Genomic DNA, 13,097 nt, shown 5'->3' on the forward strand with positions numbered 1-13,097 from the left:
TTCGTGCACTCAAACCCGCTTCAACCAACCTTTAACAGATAGTTCAGCCTCGAAACGATTTATTTATCGTTTAACGCTACAATTCCCGGTAATTCTTTACCCTCCATTAACTCTAATGAAGCACCGCCGCCTGTTGAAATATGGTCCATTTTTGAAGCGACTTCGAATTTTTCTACCGCTGCAGCCGAGTCACCGCCGCCGATAATTGTGTAGCCGTCTGTTGTTGCCATTGCATCCGCAACTGTTTTCGTACCGTTTGCGAATTTTTCCATTTCGAATACACCCATTGGTCCGTTCCAAATGATCAGTTTTGATTGCTTAATCACTTCTGCATAGTTTTCTGCAGTTTTCGGTCCGATATCTAGTCCCATCCAGTCAGATGGAATAGCATCGATTGCCACTACTTGCGTTTCAGCATCTTTCGAAAACTCGTTTGCTACGACAGCATCAACCGGCATGTGCAGTTGAACGCCTTTTGCTTTCGCTTGCTCGATAAAGCCTTTTGCCAGCTCGATTTTATCTTCTTCCAAAAGTGACTTCCCGATATCGTGACCCATCGCTTTGACGAATGTAAATACTAAACCGCCACCGATAATCAGGTGATCCACTTTATCTAATAAGTTTTCAATCACACCGATTTTATCTTTAACTTTTGCTCCACCAATAATTGCTGTGAACGGGCGCTCTGGATTTGATAATGCTTTTCCTAGTACGTCCAGCTCTTTTTCCATTAATAAGCCTGAAACAGCCGGTACATGTTTTGCGATTCCTTCTGTTGAAGCATGTGCACGGTGAGCTGCGCCGAATGCATCATTTACATAAAGGTCTGCTAACTTTGCAAACTCTTTTGCCAATGCTTCGTCGTTTTTCTCTTCGCCTTTATGGAAACGAACATTTTCAAGCAGGATAATTTCGCCTTCTTGCATATTGTTAACCGCTGCTTCTACATCTGAACCAATTGATTCATCCAATTTTTTAACCGGCTTGTCCATTAATTCCGCAAGACGCTCGCCGACTGCTGTTAAGCGCATGTCCTCATTTACTTCGCCTTTTGGACGGCCAAGATGTGAAGCTAAAATAACTTTTGCTCCAGCGTTTACTAGTTGTTCAATTGTTGGAATAGCTGCACGAATACGCGTTTCGTCGGTAATGCGGCCCTCATCCATCGGCACATTAAAATCGACACGCACAAATACGCGTTTTCCTTTTACATCTACATCGTTCATTGATTTCTTTAAAAACATACTGAAAATCCTCCTTCATACTCGTTCGTCAATTATTATGGATCGTATACTCGCTAGTTAAAATAGTAACAAAATTCGATAAGACTGTCTTGATATCGCCTCTGTTTTGTATATTTATCCTTATATCCGAAAAAAGAGCGGTCCGGGTGAGTCCCTGCCGCTCTTTTACCCTTATTTATTATAAGGTTTACATGTATTAAAGGCTATACTTTTTATGCCCGTTTCCTTTTAATATGACACACTTTTCCTTTAATTCCGAAAAAGTATGTCACATTTAGGTGAATTATTATTCTTTAATACCTTGTTTTGCGATATATAAAGCTAAATCCATTAAACGAGTAGAGTAGCCGATTTCGTTATCATACCAAGAAACAACTTTCGCCATACGACCTTCCATTACCATTGTTGATAAACCATCAATAGTAGATGACGCCGGGTTACCATTGTAGTCGATTGATACTAATGGTAATTCGTTGTAAGCAAGAATGCCTTTTAAATCGCCTTCAGAAGCTTCTTTTAATGCAGCGTTGATTGAATCTGTTGTTACGTCTTTATCCAATTCAACAACTAAGTCAACACATGATACGTTTGGTGTTGGAACACGCATTGAGAAACCGTCCAATTTACCTTTTAATTGTGGTAATACTTTTGATACAGCGATTGCCGCACCAGTAGTTGTCGGAATCATTGATACCGCGCCTGCACGTGCACGACGTGGGTCAGAGTGCGGGAAGTCAAGGATACGTTGGTCATTTGTATAAGAGTGAATAGTTGTCATCATACCGCGTTTGATGCCGAATTTTTCATCCAATACTTTTGCAAGTGGTGCTAAACAGTTTGTTGTACAAGAAGCATTTGAAATAACATCTTGTGATGGGTCGTAATCTTCGTGGTTAACACCCATTACATATGTTGGCATATCGCCTTTTGCTGGTGCAGAAAGGATTGCTTTTTTCGCGCCGGCTTCGATATGTTTTGATACTTCTTCCATTGAACGCCATCTACCAGTACATTCTAAAACTACGTCTACGCCAAGTTCACCCCATGGTAATTTCGCAGGATCTTTTTCTGAAAGCACTTGAATGCGTTTGCCGTTTACGATAAATGCATCTTCTTCCGCTTGAACGTCTGCATCATACACTCCATGTACTGAGTCGTATTTTAATAAGTGTGCAAGCTGTCCAGCGTCAGTTAAATCATTTACTGCAACTACTTCAAATTCCTCGTGCTTCATTGCTTCACGGAATACTAAACGTCCGATTCGTCCAAATCCATTGATTGCTAATTGTAATGCCATGTGTAATTCCTCCAATAACTTTATTATTAAAATAGTATGTGTAAAAACATACTTTTAAAAACATGTTTAATTCTTAAGGATCGTACTTGCGGTTTGTTCATCTGTAATCAAAATCGTTTGCGATGCGGCATTTTTAAAATATGCCTGAATCGCAGCCGCCTTATTTCTGCCTGCCGCAATGGCAAGAACATGCTTCGCTTTGTTTACTTGATCACGCTGGATTCCAATTGTCCTCAGATGATGAACCGTGTCACCATTTACATTGAAATAGTAGCCGAATGCTTCGGCAACCGCGCCCTTTTCTTCAAGTAACTGCTGCTCATGCTGTGAACTTTTACGTCGAAGCGCCATTTCCTGGGCTGCCCCGATTCCGTGAATCACGATGTCCACCTGTTCATAAAGTGTGATCATCTCCCGAATAATCGGTTCATCCTTCATCGCTTCATACGCCTGCTCACTTAAATGCTCCGGCAAAAACAATGTGCGGTATGTTGCCCCGCATCTTTTTGAAAACTTCGAAACAATGGTATTCGCCTGGAATGTCATCTCATCCCCCATACCACCGCGTGCCGCAATAAATTTCGCGTCACTCAGCACCGGGACGTCCGATAAATATTCCTTCATCGATGCAACACTGCTGCCGCCTGTTACCGCAATATTGGCTTTCGCAGGTGCGATTTGCTGTAATACTTGTGCCGCAACTTTACCGAGCTGCTGCTTTACCGTTTCATCCTGCTCGGCATCACCTGGCACAATGATGACTCGTGCGATGCCAAAGATGTTTGTAAGCTGCTGTTCCATCGCCACAATACCGGAAAGCTCACGATACAGTTCGTAAAGCTGCTCTATTACTTCATACCCTTTTGGCGTGCAAATCATGCCTTTTTTTTGAATCAAGATCAATTGCTGTTCACTCAGGACCGTTGTTTCATTCCGGATATCACGCTCTGTCATCTGTAGCTGTTCACCTAAAGCACGTCTACCAATCGGGCTAAATGTCGCAATTGCTTGTAAAACTCGAAATCTCTTTTGAAAAAGAGCATCAATTTCAGGTATTAGTTTACGCTCAGCTGCAAAAAATGAAATATCCGTCAAAAAACCACCTACCTGATTTGTTACGTTGGACAATATTTGTCCCACATAAATATTTTATGTCCCACATGGGGTAAAAAAAAGAATTTCTGTCTTTATTATAGATCGGCTCGGAGGGATTTGCAACTTATCTGACCGAATTTATTACAAAAAATAGCGAACAGGCACCGATGACTAGTCCACCAGCGCCTCGTACAACGTTGCATAATCAAGCTGCCCGTATTGCACAACGTCCCCGTTATACTCCACAACCGGAATCATCAGCATATATTTTTCATGCGCTTCGTCATCTTCTTCTATATTATAATGCTCAATCGTAAAGTCGATATCTTCCTGTACGATTTTTAATGTTTGGAGCCCTTCAATGCAAAGTCCGCAGTCCGGTTTCGAATAAAATTTGATGATCATTGGCAGTTCCTCCCTTTTTTTATTATAGCGGAGTTTGGGTGGAGTGGGTGGTGTGCGCCGGGATTTTATTAGAAGATTTTTTGGTTTAATTAGAAGGTTCGGGTGCGGTATTAGAAGTTTGCGGTTGTTTATTAGAACATTGCGCGAACTAAGTTGAAAAACGGTGGAATAACTCAATAAAACTTCATGACCGTATATTAGAAAGTGCGGTCTGCTGCTTTTATTAGAACTTTTAACGATATATTAGAACTTCTGGCTGACATATTAGAACTTCCTGACCCTTTATTAGAAGTTCCGGACCACTTATTTGAACATCTGGCACTTATATTAGAAAATCGGCTTTTTATTAGAACTTTTTCGGGTTTATTAGAACATCGCGGCATCTTATTAGAAGATGTGCAGCCCATTTCCATCACCAGCTTTTATTAGAATTTCCCCGGATATATTAGAACATCCGACCGGCATATTAGAACATCTTGACCCTTTATTAGAAAATCCATACCACTTATTTGAACATCTACCGCTTATATTAGAAGATCCACATTTTATTAGAACTTTTCCGGGTTTATTAGAACATCGCGGCAACTTATTAGAAGATGTGCAGCCCATTTCCATCCCCAGCTTTTATTAGAACATTTCCCCGCTATATTAGAACTTTGGGCTGACTTATTAGAACTTCCTGACCCTTTATTAGAAGATCCGGGTCACTTATTTGAACATCTGGCACTTATATTAGAAAATCAACTTTTTATTAGAACTTTTTCGGATTTATTAGAACATCACGGCAACTTATTAGAAGATGTGCTCCCCATTTCCATCACCAGCTTTTATTAGAACTTTTCCCCGCTATATTAGAACTTCCGGCTAACTTATTAGCAGTTCTCGACCGTTTATTAGAACAATGCACCAACTTATTAGAAAACCGGAGCACCACCATATTAAAAATTCGCGACCAATGCTTTTATTAGAACTTCCCCGGATATATTAGAACATCCGACTGACATATTAGAACTTCTCGACCCTTTATTAGAAGATCCGCAACACTTATTTGAACATCTGCCACTTATATTAGAAGATCCACATTTTATTAGAACTTTTCCGGGTTTATTAGAACAATCCGACAACTTATTAGAAATCCGGCACCTCATTCTCATCGTCAGCTTTTATTAGAACATCTCCCCACCTTATTAGAACCCCCCACAACAAAAAAGCACCCCACCCAAAAGTGAGATGCTCCCTTTCCCTCAACCTCATCCTAAAACTTCCTGCCCGCGCCGCCGCCGAATGAGCCGCCGCCTCCGAAGCCGCCAAAGCCGCCCGATGAACCGCCACCTCCACCGAAGCCGCCGCCTCCGAATCCACCGAAACCACCACTGCGGTACACTCGGCGTGCTGTGCGTCGGCGTCCGCCTGGGCCACCGCCACCGCCAAACTTCGTAATGATGAAGTAAATAATAATGATGAAAATTATAAAGCCGATTGAAATCCCATCATCTTCATTTGACGCAACTGGCTGTACTAAATCCGCGCCGCCTGCTTCACCACCCATTTCTTCATAAAAAACAGAGAAGATGCTGGCGAACGCATTTGTATAATCATCATTCGCTAAATACGGCAACATATACGTATCGATCATGCTGCCAATTTTCCCGTCCGGATAATCTCCTTCAAGACCGCCGCCGACCGTAATCCATACATCATTTTCCCCTTCACCTTGCTCGGTTGTCGCAAAGATCAGCATCCCGTTATCGAGTGTTTCATCACCGATACCCCAGCTGCGCATTGTCTCCGTACCGAATTCAAACGCGTCCATTCCGTCGATCGTATCTATCGTCATCATGACAATGACATTTCCCGTTGACCCTTCGAGCGCTTTTGCCGACTGGATCAGATTCTGCTCCACATCATCGGACAGCACATTCGCATAATCGTACACGTAAGAATTGTAGGCCGGTTTTTCCGGTATGGCTGCCATCGCTTGGAGCGGTACGAGCATTAACCATAGAAGAAGCGATACCATTAATCTCACATACAGTCCCCCTTTTCAGAAGCTCCGGTCATTGCCGACAGCTTCAGTATTCCCGATCATTAATCGCCAAAATCAACAGCCGGTGCTTCTTCCACACCTTCTTTAATTTCAAAGTAGTCTTTTTGTTCAAAGCTGAACATGCCTGCGATTAAGTTTCCTGGGAAGCGGCGAACATCATTATTAAACTGCTGAACCGTGTCATTGTAATCTTTACGCGCTACCGTTAAACGATTTTCCGTTCCTGCCAGTTCATCCATTAAACGAGTAAATTGTACATCCGCCTTTAAATTCGGATAGTTTTCCACTACAACAAGTAAACGGGATAATGCAGAAGACAGCTCATTGTTTGCGTCCGCCGTTTCTTCTACTGTATTGGCATTCCCGTATTGTGTACGGGCTTCTGCAATCTGTGTGAAAATTTCTTCCTCATGTTCGGCATAGCCTTTCACCGTATTTACTAAGTTCGGTACTAAATCAAATCGGCGCTGCAGCTGGTTTTCGACTTGTGCCCAAGCTGCGTCCACTGTCTCTTCGCCTGTAACAAGTTTGTTGTATTTTGGCACGACAAGCATCGCCGCAATGACGATTAATGCAACAATTGCAATAAGGGCGACTAATACAGCACTGCCTCGTTCATTTTTTTTAAACATTTGCCCCATCCTCTCTTTTTTAAAAATGCGTATAAAATTACTGTTCGTTTCCACAATAAGAGTGTTCGAAATATCTTACTATGGAGGTTACTAATTCATGTTTACCCAATCATCCCAATCTCAAGACAATCAAATGCCTTTTTCAACAAATCATGGTGCCCATGAAATACTGGATGTTCATGAAGTACTAAGCGCGATGATCGGCGGATTAAACCAATTCGTCCTGCTCCGTGATCAAGTTCAAGACAGCGAGCTTTTATCTATTTTGGATCGTCAGTACGCATTTATGCTTGATGAGTACAACATTACAATGGAAGCCTTTAAAACAGGTCATGATCCAAAACATCCTACACGCAGCTATAATATGAACATGGGGAACGATACAATTTACGGCATCAAACCTGGTGAAGCGAAAAAACCGATCACTTCAGCAAACGAAATTAATGATGCGATTATTTCGGGCTTCTTGCTAAGTGTCCATAAAATGGGTGCTTCAGGGAAAACAGTTGCTGCTTTAGAAAGCACAAACCCTGTTGTTCGTCGTGTGCTGCAAGATTCAGTACCAAACTGTATCGAAATGGCCTATGAACTTTCACTGTATCAAAACAAAAAAGGCTATTACCAAGTACCACAACTGTCACCACAGGATATGAGCACAATGCTCAATATGTACGGCCAAGCAGAACAAGCAAAAAATATGCCTAACTAGTATGCCCAATAAACTATACGAACAAATCATTGTATAGTTTCAAAATTGCCAAATAATTTATCCAATATTTACAATAAATACTTCACACAGAAGTACAAACAATAGGAACGGTGCTTGTTTCACCTACTACGATGAAGGAGGGGCTTTTATGAAAAATATTCGTGAAGGTTTAATTCCGACTGTACTTGGATCAGCTGTCACTGCAACGGGGTATGCGATGAAACAAAAAATCGGTACGAACAAAATGATTGCCAATACCATTTTCGGTTTCGGCCTTGCCCATATAGTATTAGGGGCAATTGACCTTGTAGAACATCGTAAGTAATCAGGAAAAGCGGGTGTAAAGAAATCCGCTTTCTCTACAAAGAAACGCCCAACTTTCTAAAGTTTATAGAAAGTTGGGCGTTCTCTATTTGGTCTTCCTCCTTTACGATGATTTCACTCTGCTTATCGTAAATTTCAGCGATAAGCGCTAATCCATGTTAAATCCACACTCCTCGCAAAACTTTTTCGGTTCATCGTACACTTCATTGCAGTTGGCGCAATTGTATATATAGGACGCCGTAATATCGTCGATCGTTTGCTTTGCTTTCAGGTCGGGTTTGATTTCCTCCTCTTCGACACCCGCTAATTTACTGAGCTCATTCAATTCTTCAATATCTCTTTCCAGCTGCGCAATCGTGTTTTCTTTCGCCTCAATTTGCGCAAGCTGATAATTCACCATACTGACTGAAAACAGGCTGTTGCGGTTCAAGTTGACGATTTCCCCGATTTGCTGTTTCAGCACTCTGATCTCTTCTTCAATTCCATTGATTTGTTTTCGCAGTTTGGACCGGTCGACCGCAAAAGACGTTTTACTGCTAAGCGTTGTCACCTTCTTGTTGACTTTCTTCCTCCATTTCTGAAATGTGCCTTTACCTCCACCCATAATAACCCTCCACTTCGATCAGAAATTTTTCTGGATTCAACTGGTGCATCCACTTGTTCTTCTTCACAATATGTATTTCCATGTCGAAATATGCCCTCGTTAAAAATTTTTCAGTGCAAATAAAATAAAAAAGGCGCATCCCGTAGGAAATGCGCCTGGCCCTTTAATTTTCAACTGCTTAATTGTTCCATTAATTTACTGGAGAAGTACTTTCTTGTGTCTGCCATTTTAATATGCAGTAAACGCTCATCATGAGTTGCCGGATTGACAAATGTAACGAAAGCTCCTTCCAGGTTCTCATCGATCGTTTTAATAATATAGTTTTCAGCAAGCAGTTCATCAATTTGCTGAATTTCTTTTTCTACAAACTGAAATTCTGACATGATCGCACCTCGTTTACATTTAATCTGTTGAAGCTGTTTGCTCTACACCAATCGGTTCTGGAACAGCGTCAATTTCCCAGCTGCGTCCTGCTGTAATACCTAAATATTCGTCATCGCTCGGATTGACGATTTCCGCTTGCGGATACTTTTTGAACCACCAGAATTTCGCCAGCACATAATAAAGCGCTGCCCCTACAAAGAAACCGATCAGCGAAGAGAATGATGGCCAAATATTCGCGATCAGACCGCCAATTACCCAAGCGATAATACCTGCTACATTGACCCCTTTCAAATAGCGGTACTGCCCTTCTGCTTCATAAAGGTCCTTTACATTTACTCGTCGCTTACGGAGCAAGTAATAGTCGGCAAATAAAATACCGACAATCGATGAAAGGATCCCCCCTACAACAAGAAGTACGCTATTTAAAACTTCAAACAAGCTCCAAGGCTGCACAACCGTCCCGACAATACCGGCTACGACTACACCTACCCAGAACGGTATTTTCGGTCCGCCGATATTTGAGAAAATCGTCGCGGCCGGAATAACGTTCGCGGAAGTATTTGTCGACCATTGCGCCAGTACGATCATCGACAACAGAATCACAAGGACAAAACCGCCTGCCGCTTGCTGAAGTGCATTGACCGGATCACCTGAACCCGTCGCCATATAACATACCGCACCGATGACGATCATCAGTGTATTGAAAATTGGCTGAACTACTAAAGAGCCAAGTAACTGTGTTTTATTTCGTTTGAACCAGTTACGCTCATTTTTCGGTGCTTTGAAGTGACGAGAAAGCGTCGGCATATCCGCAGCCAATGTTGCCCAGAAGCCCATGATTGCCGTAGCGACTACCATGAATGCCGTAAACTGTTCGAAACCAGTTTGCGGTGCTTCCACCCATGACCATACCGCTTTGCCTTGCTCTTTCGCTTCAGCAGATAATTGCAAATACATCCAAATCGAAATAAAGATAATGACCGGTGCAGCGAAATCCGCGAAACGTTCAATTGATTTGATCCCCAGCGATACGTTGAACAACTGCAACGTCGCGAATACTAGGAAACAGATAAACCAATTGTCAAAGCCGACCAAAATGTTCAAAATACCGTTGATCGCCAATGATCCAAAATATGTGTTGATCCCGAACCAGCATGATGCTGTAAATGCACGGGCAAATGACGGGAAGTGCGTGCCGATTGTTCCGAATGGCGCACGCATATAAACAGGAAACGATAAACCGTGTTCAACACCGATATCCCCGATGACGACCATGAAAATCCCGATTAGAATCGATCCAACCAATGTCGCCAGGATAAGCATCGGCATACTTAGATTGATAATTCCTCCCGCACCGATTGCGAATGCGGCGAGTACGATGGCCATCCCTACCCAGATAACCCCAAAGCCCATCATACTAATACTTCGGTTTTCGTGTGTGACAGGAAGTAAATCTGGTGATTTTAAATAGTTGCTATTTGCTTCTTTTCTGTCTGACATCGCTACACCTCTCTTTATTCAATTTTTTGGTCTACAGAGGAAGTCTGTCAGTCACCCGTTGCCGCACATGCGACGTGGGTTAGACTGACAGCCATCCTTTTAAAAATTTGCGCCAACTACCTCGCAACACTTGAACTGCTTGGGGCAAATCCTGCAATTAGCTTCTGTCTTTCGTTCCACGTCATCGGCGGTTGTGTCGGAACAAGTTCCTTCATCGTAATCGCACCTTCTGCCGGACAGACGATTGAACATAAGTTACAGCCTACGCAGTCTTCCTCACGCACTTTCAGCATTGGACGGCCATCTTCTGTATACAGATCGATACATTGATGAGACGTATCTTCACAGGCAATATGGCATTTATTACAGTTGATGCAAACATCATTATTGATCTCTGCAACAACTTTATAATTTAAGTCTAAATCTCCCCAATCCGAATATTTCGGTACTGTTTTGCCGACTAAATCCATCACCGATTTCAAGCCTTTATCATCTAAATAATTGCTTAAACCATCGATCATATCTTCAACAATGCTGAAGCCGTGGTGCATTGCCGCCGTACAAACTTGCACACTCGTCGAACCCATCAAGATGAACTCAGCAGCGTCCTGCCAGTTCGAAATACCGCCAATTCCGGAAATCGGTAAATTGATATACGGACTTCTTGCACACTCGCCCACCATGTTCAGTGCAATTGGCTTCACGGCCGGTCCACAATAACCTCCGTGTGCCCCTTTATTGCCAACATGCGGAATCGTGTTCCAAGAGTTCAGATCAACGCCCGCCAAACTATTGATTGTGTTGATCATACTAATCGCATCCGCACCGCCGCGCACTGCTGCTTCCGCCGTTACAGTAATATCCGTAATGTTCGGAGTCAGTTTGACGATGACCGGTACTTCCGCATATTCTTTCGCCCAATATGTCTGTTTTTCCACCAGGTCAGGTACTTGCCCCGAAGCGGCTCCCATGCCACGTTCCGCCATACCATGTGGGCACCCGAAGTTTAATTCGAAGCCATCTACCCCAACGTCCTGGACTCTTTTCACGATTTCATGCCACTTTTCGGCTTTCGGCTCGACCATCAATGAAGCGATGATCGTATGATTCGGGAAGCGTTTTTTCGTTTCATAAATTTCCTTTAAGTTCACTTCTAGCGGTCGGTCTGTAATGAGCTCAATATTGTTGAAACCCGCTACCTTCTGACCATTGAAACTAACCGCAGCAAAGCGAGAGGAAACGTTTAAAATAGGGTCGCCCAACGTTTTCCATACAGCGCCGCCCCAGCCTGCTTCAAATGCACGCTGCACTTGATAGCCGGAGTTTGTCGGTGGTGCCGATGCCAACCAAAAAGGATTAGGTGACTTAATACCAGCAAAATCTATTCGTAAATCTGCCATTTCAATTCCCCCTATGCAATTTCTGAATTTGCGTTTAGTTCATAATGAATCGCGTAAGCCGAATCTTTGCCTTGCTGCGCCGCCGATACAACTGTCGCCTCACCGTATCCGTTGCCGTAAATCACATCACCGCAAGCGTAAATTTTCGGATTGGATGTCTTAAGGCTGTTGTGATCCACATCAATCACACCGCGAGTATTCGCCAAGCCTAAATGCTCGATCAGCTCATACTGCTTCGTTTGGCCGATTGCCCGAATCACCGCATCCGCCTCAATCACAAATTCAGAACCAGGAATTTCCGTTAATGTCCCTTTTCCACCTTCGATATCCGTCAGCTTCATTTTGATGCATTCCATTCCGATCACTTTACCGTTTTCGTCGCCAATAATGCGCTTCGGTAATGTCAGCCATCTGAATTCAACACCGTCCTGCTTCGCAAAATCAAATTCAAAGTCGTATGCCGTCATTTCTTTCGATGTACGACGGTAAACGATTTGCACCTGCTCAGCACCAAGTCTTACAGAACATGTCGCCGCATCAATCGCCGTATTACCTGCACCGATAACGAGCACTTTTTTGCCCAGTACGCGATCAGTAAATGAAGATTTCGATTCCTTTACGAAATCAATCGCATCATACACACCGTCCAACTCTTCGCCTTCAATGCCAAGCATCGGTACTTTACCCATACCTACCGCTACAATGATGCGGTCATAGTTTTCAAGCAGCTCATCAACCAATACATCCTCGCCGATTTTTGTGCTCGTTCTAATTTCAACGCCAAGATTCTGTACTTGCTGCACTTCCCACTCCACCACATCTTGCGGCAGACGGAATGAAACGATGCCGTAGTAATTCAGACCACCCGCTTTTTCATCCGCTTCAAAAATTGTCACACCGTATCCTAGCAATGCCAGTTCACGGGCAGCAGACAACCCCGCAGGACCGCTTCCAATAATCGCAATTTTCTTGCCGTTTGTCGGTTGTGGCGTAAACAGATTAACGTTCGATTCACGCAGCCAATCCGTTGCATAGCGCTGAAGATGACCAATCTGAATCGGTTTTTCCTCACTGTTCAACACACAAGCCCCCTCACAAAGCTCGATTGTTGGACAAACGCGCGCACAGCTTGCGCCTACAGGATTCGATTCCATAATGACACGAGCAGAACCTTTCATATTATTCGAAGCAATTTTCTTGATAAAGCTCGGAATATTAATGCTCGTCGGACACGCCTTTACACATGGCGGATCATAGCAGTACAAACAACGATTCGCTTCAACAGTTGCCGCGTATGTTGTTAACCCATCAAATATCTCTTCAAAGTTCTTCGCTAAACTATTGCTCATTTCATAACAACCCTCTCCAGTTTGATTTGTTATTACTTTTAGCTGTTGAATCTTTATCCAGCCGATACCCAATTACCTGCTGGATAAAAATAAGCCCCGGCAGATGT

At 43.1% G+C, this 13,097-nt stretch carries 13 protein-coding genes; 2 read left to right on the forward strand and 11 right to left on the reverse strand.

The genetic code is table 11. From position 1 onward, the window contains the following. Nucleotides 1–59: 59 nt before the first annotated feature. The 6 genes from MKY51_RS14505 to MKY51_RS14530 all read right to left on the reverse strand — a co-directional run bounded on the left by MKY51_RS14505 (nt 60) and on the right by MKY51_RS14530 (nt 6,720). Nucleotides 60–1,244, reverse strand: coding sequence for a phosphoglycerate kinase (locus MKY51_RS14505; RefSeq protein ID WP_339173360.1), 1,185 nt, complete (start codon nt 1,242–1,244; stop codon nt 60–62). 286 nt (nt 1,245–1,530) lie between these two features. Continuing rightward, nucleotides 1,531–2,541 (reverse strand): type I glyceraldehyde-3-phosphate dehydrogenase, encoded by a 1,011-nt coding sequence (gap, locus tag MKY51_RS14510; RefSeq protein ID WP_339173361.1) that lies wholly within the window; start codon nt 2,539–2,541, stop codon nt 1,531–1,533. A 66-nt stretch (nt 2,542–2,607) separates the two neighbouring features. Beyond that, nucleotides 2,608–3,669 (reverse strand): sugar-binding domain-containing protein, encoded by a 1,062-nt coding sequence (locus MKY51_RS14515; RefSeq protein ID WP_339173364.1) that lies wholly within the window; start codon nt 3,667–3,669, stop codon nt 2,608–2,610. A gap of 138 nt (nt 3,670–3,807) precedes the next feature. Continuing rightward, nucleotides 3,808–4,041 carry a glutaredoxin family protein gene (locus tag MKY51_RS14520; protein WP_065216745.1) on the reverse strand — a complete coding sequence of 78 codons (234 nt, stop codon included), beginning with the start codon at nt 4,039–4,041 and terminating at the stop codon, nt 3,808–3,810. A gap of 1,255 nt (nt 4,042–5,296) precedes the next feature. Beyond that, the gene (locus tag MKY51_RS14525; RefSeq protein ID WP_339176649.1) at nt 5,297–6,061 is read right to left on the reverse strand and encodes a TPM domain-containing protein; all 765 of its coding nucleotides are present in this window, start codon (nt 6,059–6,061) and stop codon (nt 5,297–5,299) included. 68 nt (nt 6,062–6,129) lie between these two features. Further along, a complete protein-coding gene (locus tag MKY51_RS14530) occupies nt 6,130–6,720 on the reverse strand; it encodes a LemA family protein (protein WP_339173372.1) in 591 nt (196 codons plus the stop codon). A 97-nt stretch (nt 6,721–6,817) separates the two neighbouring features. On the opposite strand from MKY51_RS14530, the gene MKY51_RS14535 reads away from it, so the two are divergent. Beyond that, a complete protein-coding gene (locus tag MKY51_RS14535; protein ID WP_339173375.1) occupies nt 6,818–7,429 on the forward strand; it encodes a spore coat protein in 612 nt (203 codons plus the stop codon). Between the two features lie 148 nt (nt 7,430–7,577). Then, nucleotides 7,578–7,754, forward strand: a complete 177-nt coding sequence (locus MKY51_RS14540) for an asparagine synthase (protein WP_079524417.1) — start codon at nt 7,578–7,580, stop codon at nt 7,752–7,754. 147 nt (nt 7,755–7,901) lie between these two features. Here MKY51_RS14540 and MKY51_RS14545 read toward each other — a convergent pair whose 3' ends face one another. The 5 genes from MKY51_RS14545 to MKY51_RS14565 form a co-directional block, all read right to left on the reverse strand. After that, nucleotides 7,902–8,357, reverse strand: a complete 456-nt coding sequence (locus MKY51_RS14545; protein ID WP_339173379.1) for a nucleotide-binding protein — start codon at nt 8,355–8,357, stop codon at nt 7,902–7,904. 170 nt (nt 8,358–8,527) lie between these two features. Then, complete coding sequence (locus MKY51_RS14550; RefSeq protein ID WP_339173380.1) at nt 8,528–8,740, reverse strand: hypothetical protein; 213 nt, start codon at nt 8,738–8,740, stop codon at nt 8,528–8,530. Between the two features lie 19 nt (nt 8,741–8,759). Further along, nucleotides 8,760–10,241, reverse strand: coding sequence for an NCS1 family transporter (locus MKY51_RS14555; protein ID WP_339173382.1), 1,482 nt, complete (start codon nt 10,239–10,241; stop codon nt 8,760–8,762). Between the two features lie 116 nt (nt 10,242–10,357). Beyond that, nucleotides 10,358–11,641, reverse strand: coding sequence for an NAD-dependent dihydropyrimidine dehydrogenase subunit PreA (preA, locus tag MKY51_RS14560; protein ID WP_339173385.1), 1,284 nt, complete (start codon nt 11,639–11,641; stop codon nt 10,358–10,360). A gap of 11 nt (nt 11,642–11,652) precedes the next feature. After that, a complete protein-coding gene (locus MKY51_RS14565) occupies nt 11,653–12,990 on the reverse strand; it encodes an NAD(P)-dependent oxidoreductase (protein ID WP_339173387.1) in 1,338 nt (445 codons plus the stop codon). Nucleotides 12,991–13,097 lie beyond the last annotated feature (107 nt).

It is taken from the genome of Solibacillus sp. FSL R5-0691 (genome assembly GCF_037974225.1).
Classification (GTDB): domain Bacteria; phylum Bacillota; class Bacilli; order Bacillales_A; family Planococcaceae; genus Solibacillus.

Coding starts and splice junctions, on each gene's coding strand:
- MKY51_RS14505 (WP_339173360.1), bottom strand. CDS start 1,244: ATGTTTTTAAAGAAATCAATGAACGATGTAGATGTAAAAGGAAAACGC.
- gap (WP_339173361.1), bottom strand. CDS start 2,541: ATGGCATTACAATTAGCAATCAATGGATTTGGACGAATCGGACGTTTA.
- MKY51_RS14520 (WP_065216745.1), bottom strand. CDS start 4,041: ATGATCATCAAATTTTATTCGAAACCGGACTGCGGACTTTGCATTGAA.
- MKY51_RS14525 (WP_339176649.1), bottom strand. CDS start 6,061: ATGGTATCGCTTCTTCTATGGTTAATGCTCGTACCGCTCCAAGCGATG.
- MKY51_RS14530 (WP_339173372.1), bottom strand. CDS start 6,720: ATGTTTAAAAAAAATGAACGAGGCAGTGCTGTATTAGTCGCCCTTATT.
- MKY51_RS14535 (WP_339173375.1), top strand. CDS start 6,818: ATGTTTACCCAATCATCCCAATCTCAAGACAATCAAATGCCTTTTTCA.
- MKY51_RS14540 (WP_079524417.1), top strand. CDS start 7,578: ATGAAAAATATTCGTGAAGGTTTAATTCCGACTGTACTTGGATCAGCT.
- MKY51_RS14545 (WP_339173379.1), bottom strand. CDS start 8,357: ATGGGTGGAGGTAAAGGCACATTTCAGAAATGGAGGAAGAAAGTCAAC.
- MKY51_RS14550 (WP_339173380.1), bottom strand. CDS start 8,740: ATGTCAGAATTTCAGTTTGTAGAAAAAGAAATTCAGCAAATTGATGAA.
- MKY51_RS14555 (WP_339173382.1), bottom strand. CDS start 10,241: ATGTCAGACAGAAAAGAAGCAAATAGCAACTATTTAAAATCACCAGAT.
- preA (WP_339173385.1), bottom strand. CDS start 11,641: ATGGCAGATTTACGAATAGATTTTGCTGGTATTAAGTCACCTAATCCT.
- MKY51_RS14565 (WP_339173387.1), bottom strand. CDS start 12,990: ATGAGCAATAGTTTAGCGAAGAACTTTGAAGAGATATTTGATGGGTTA.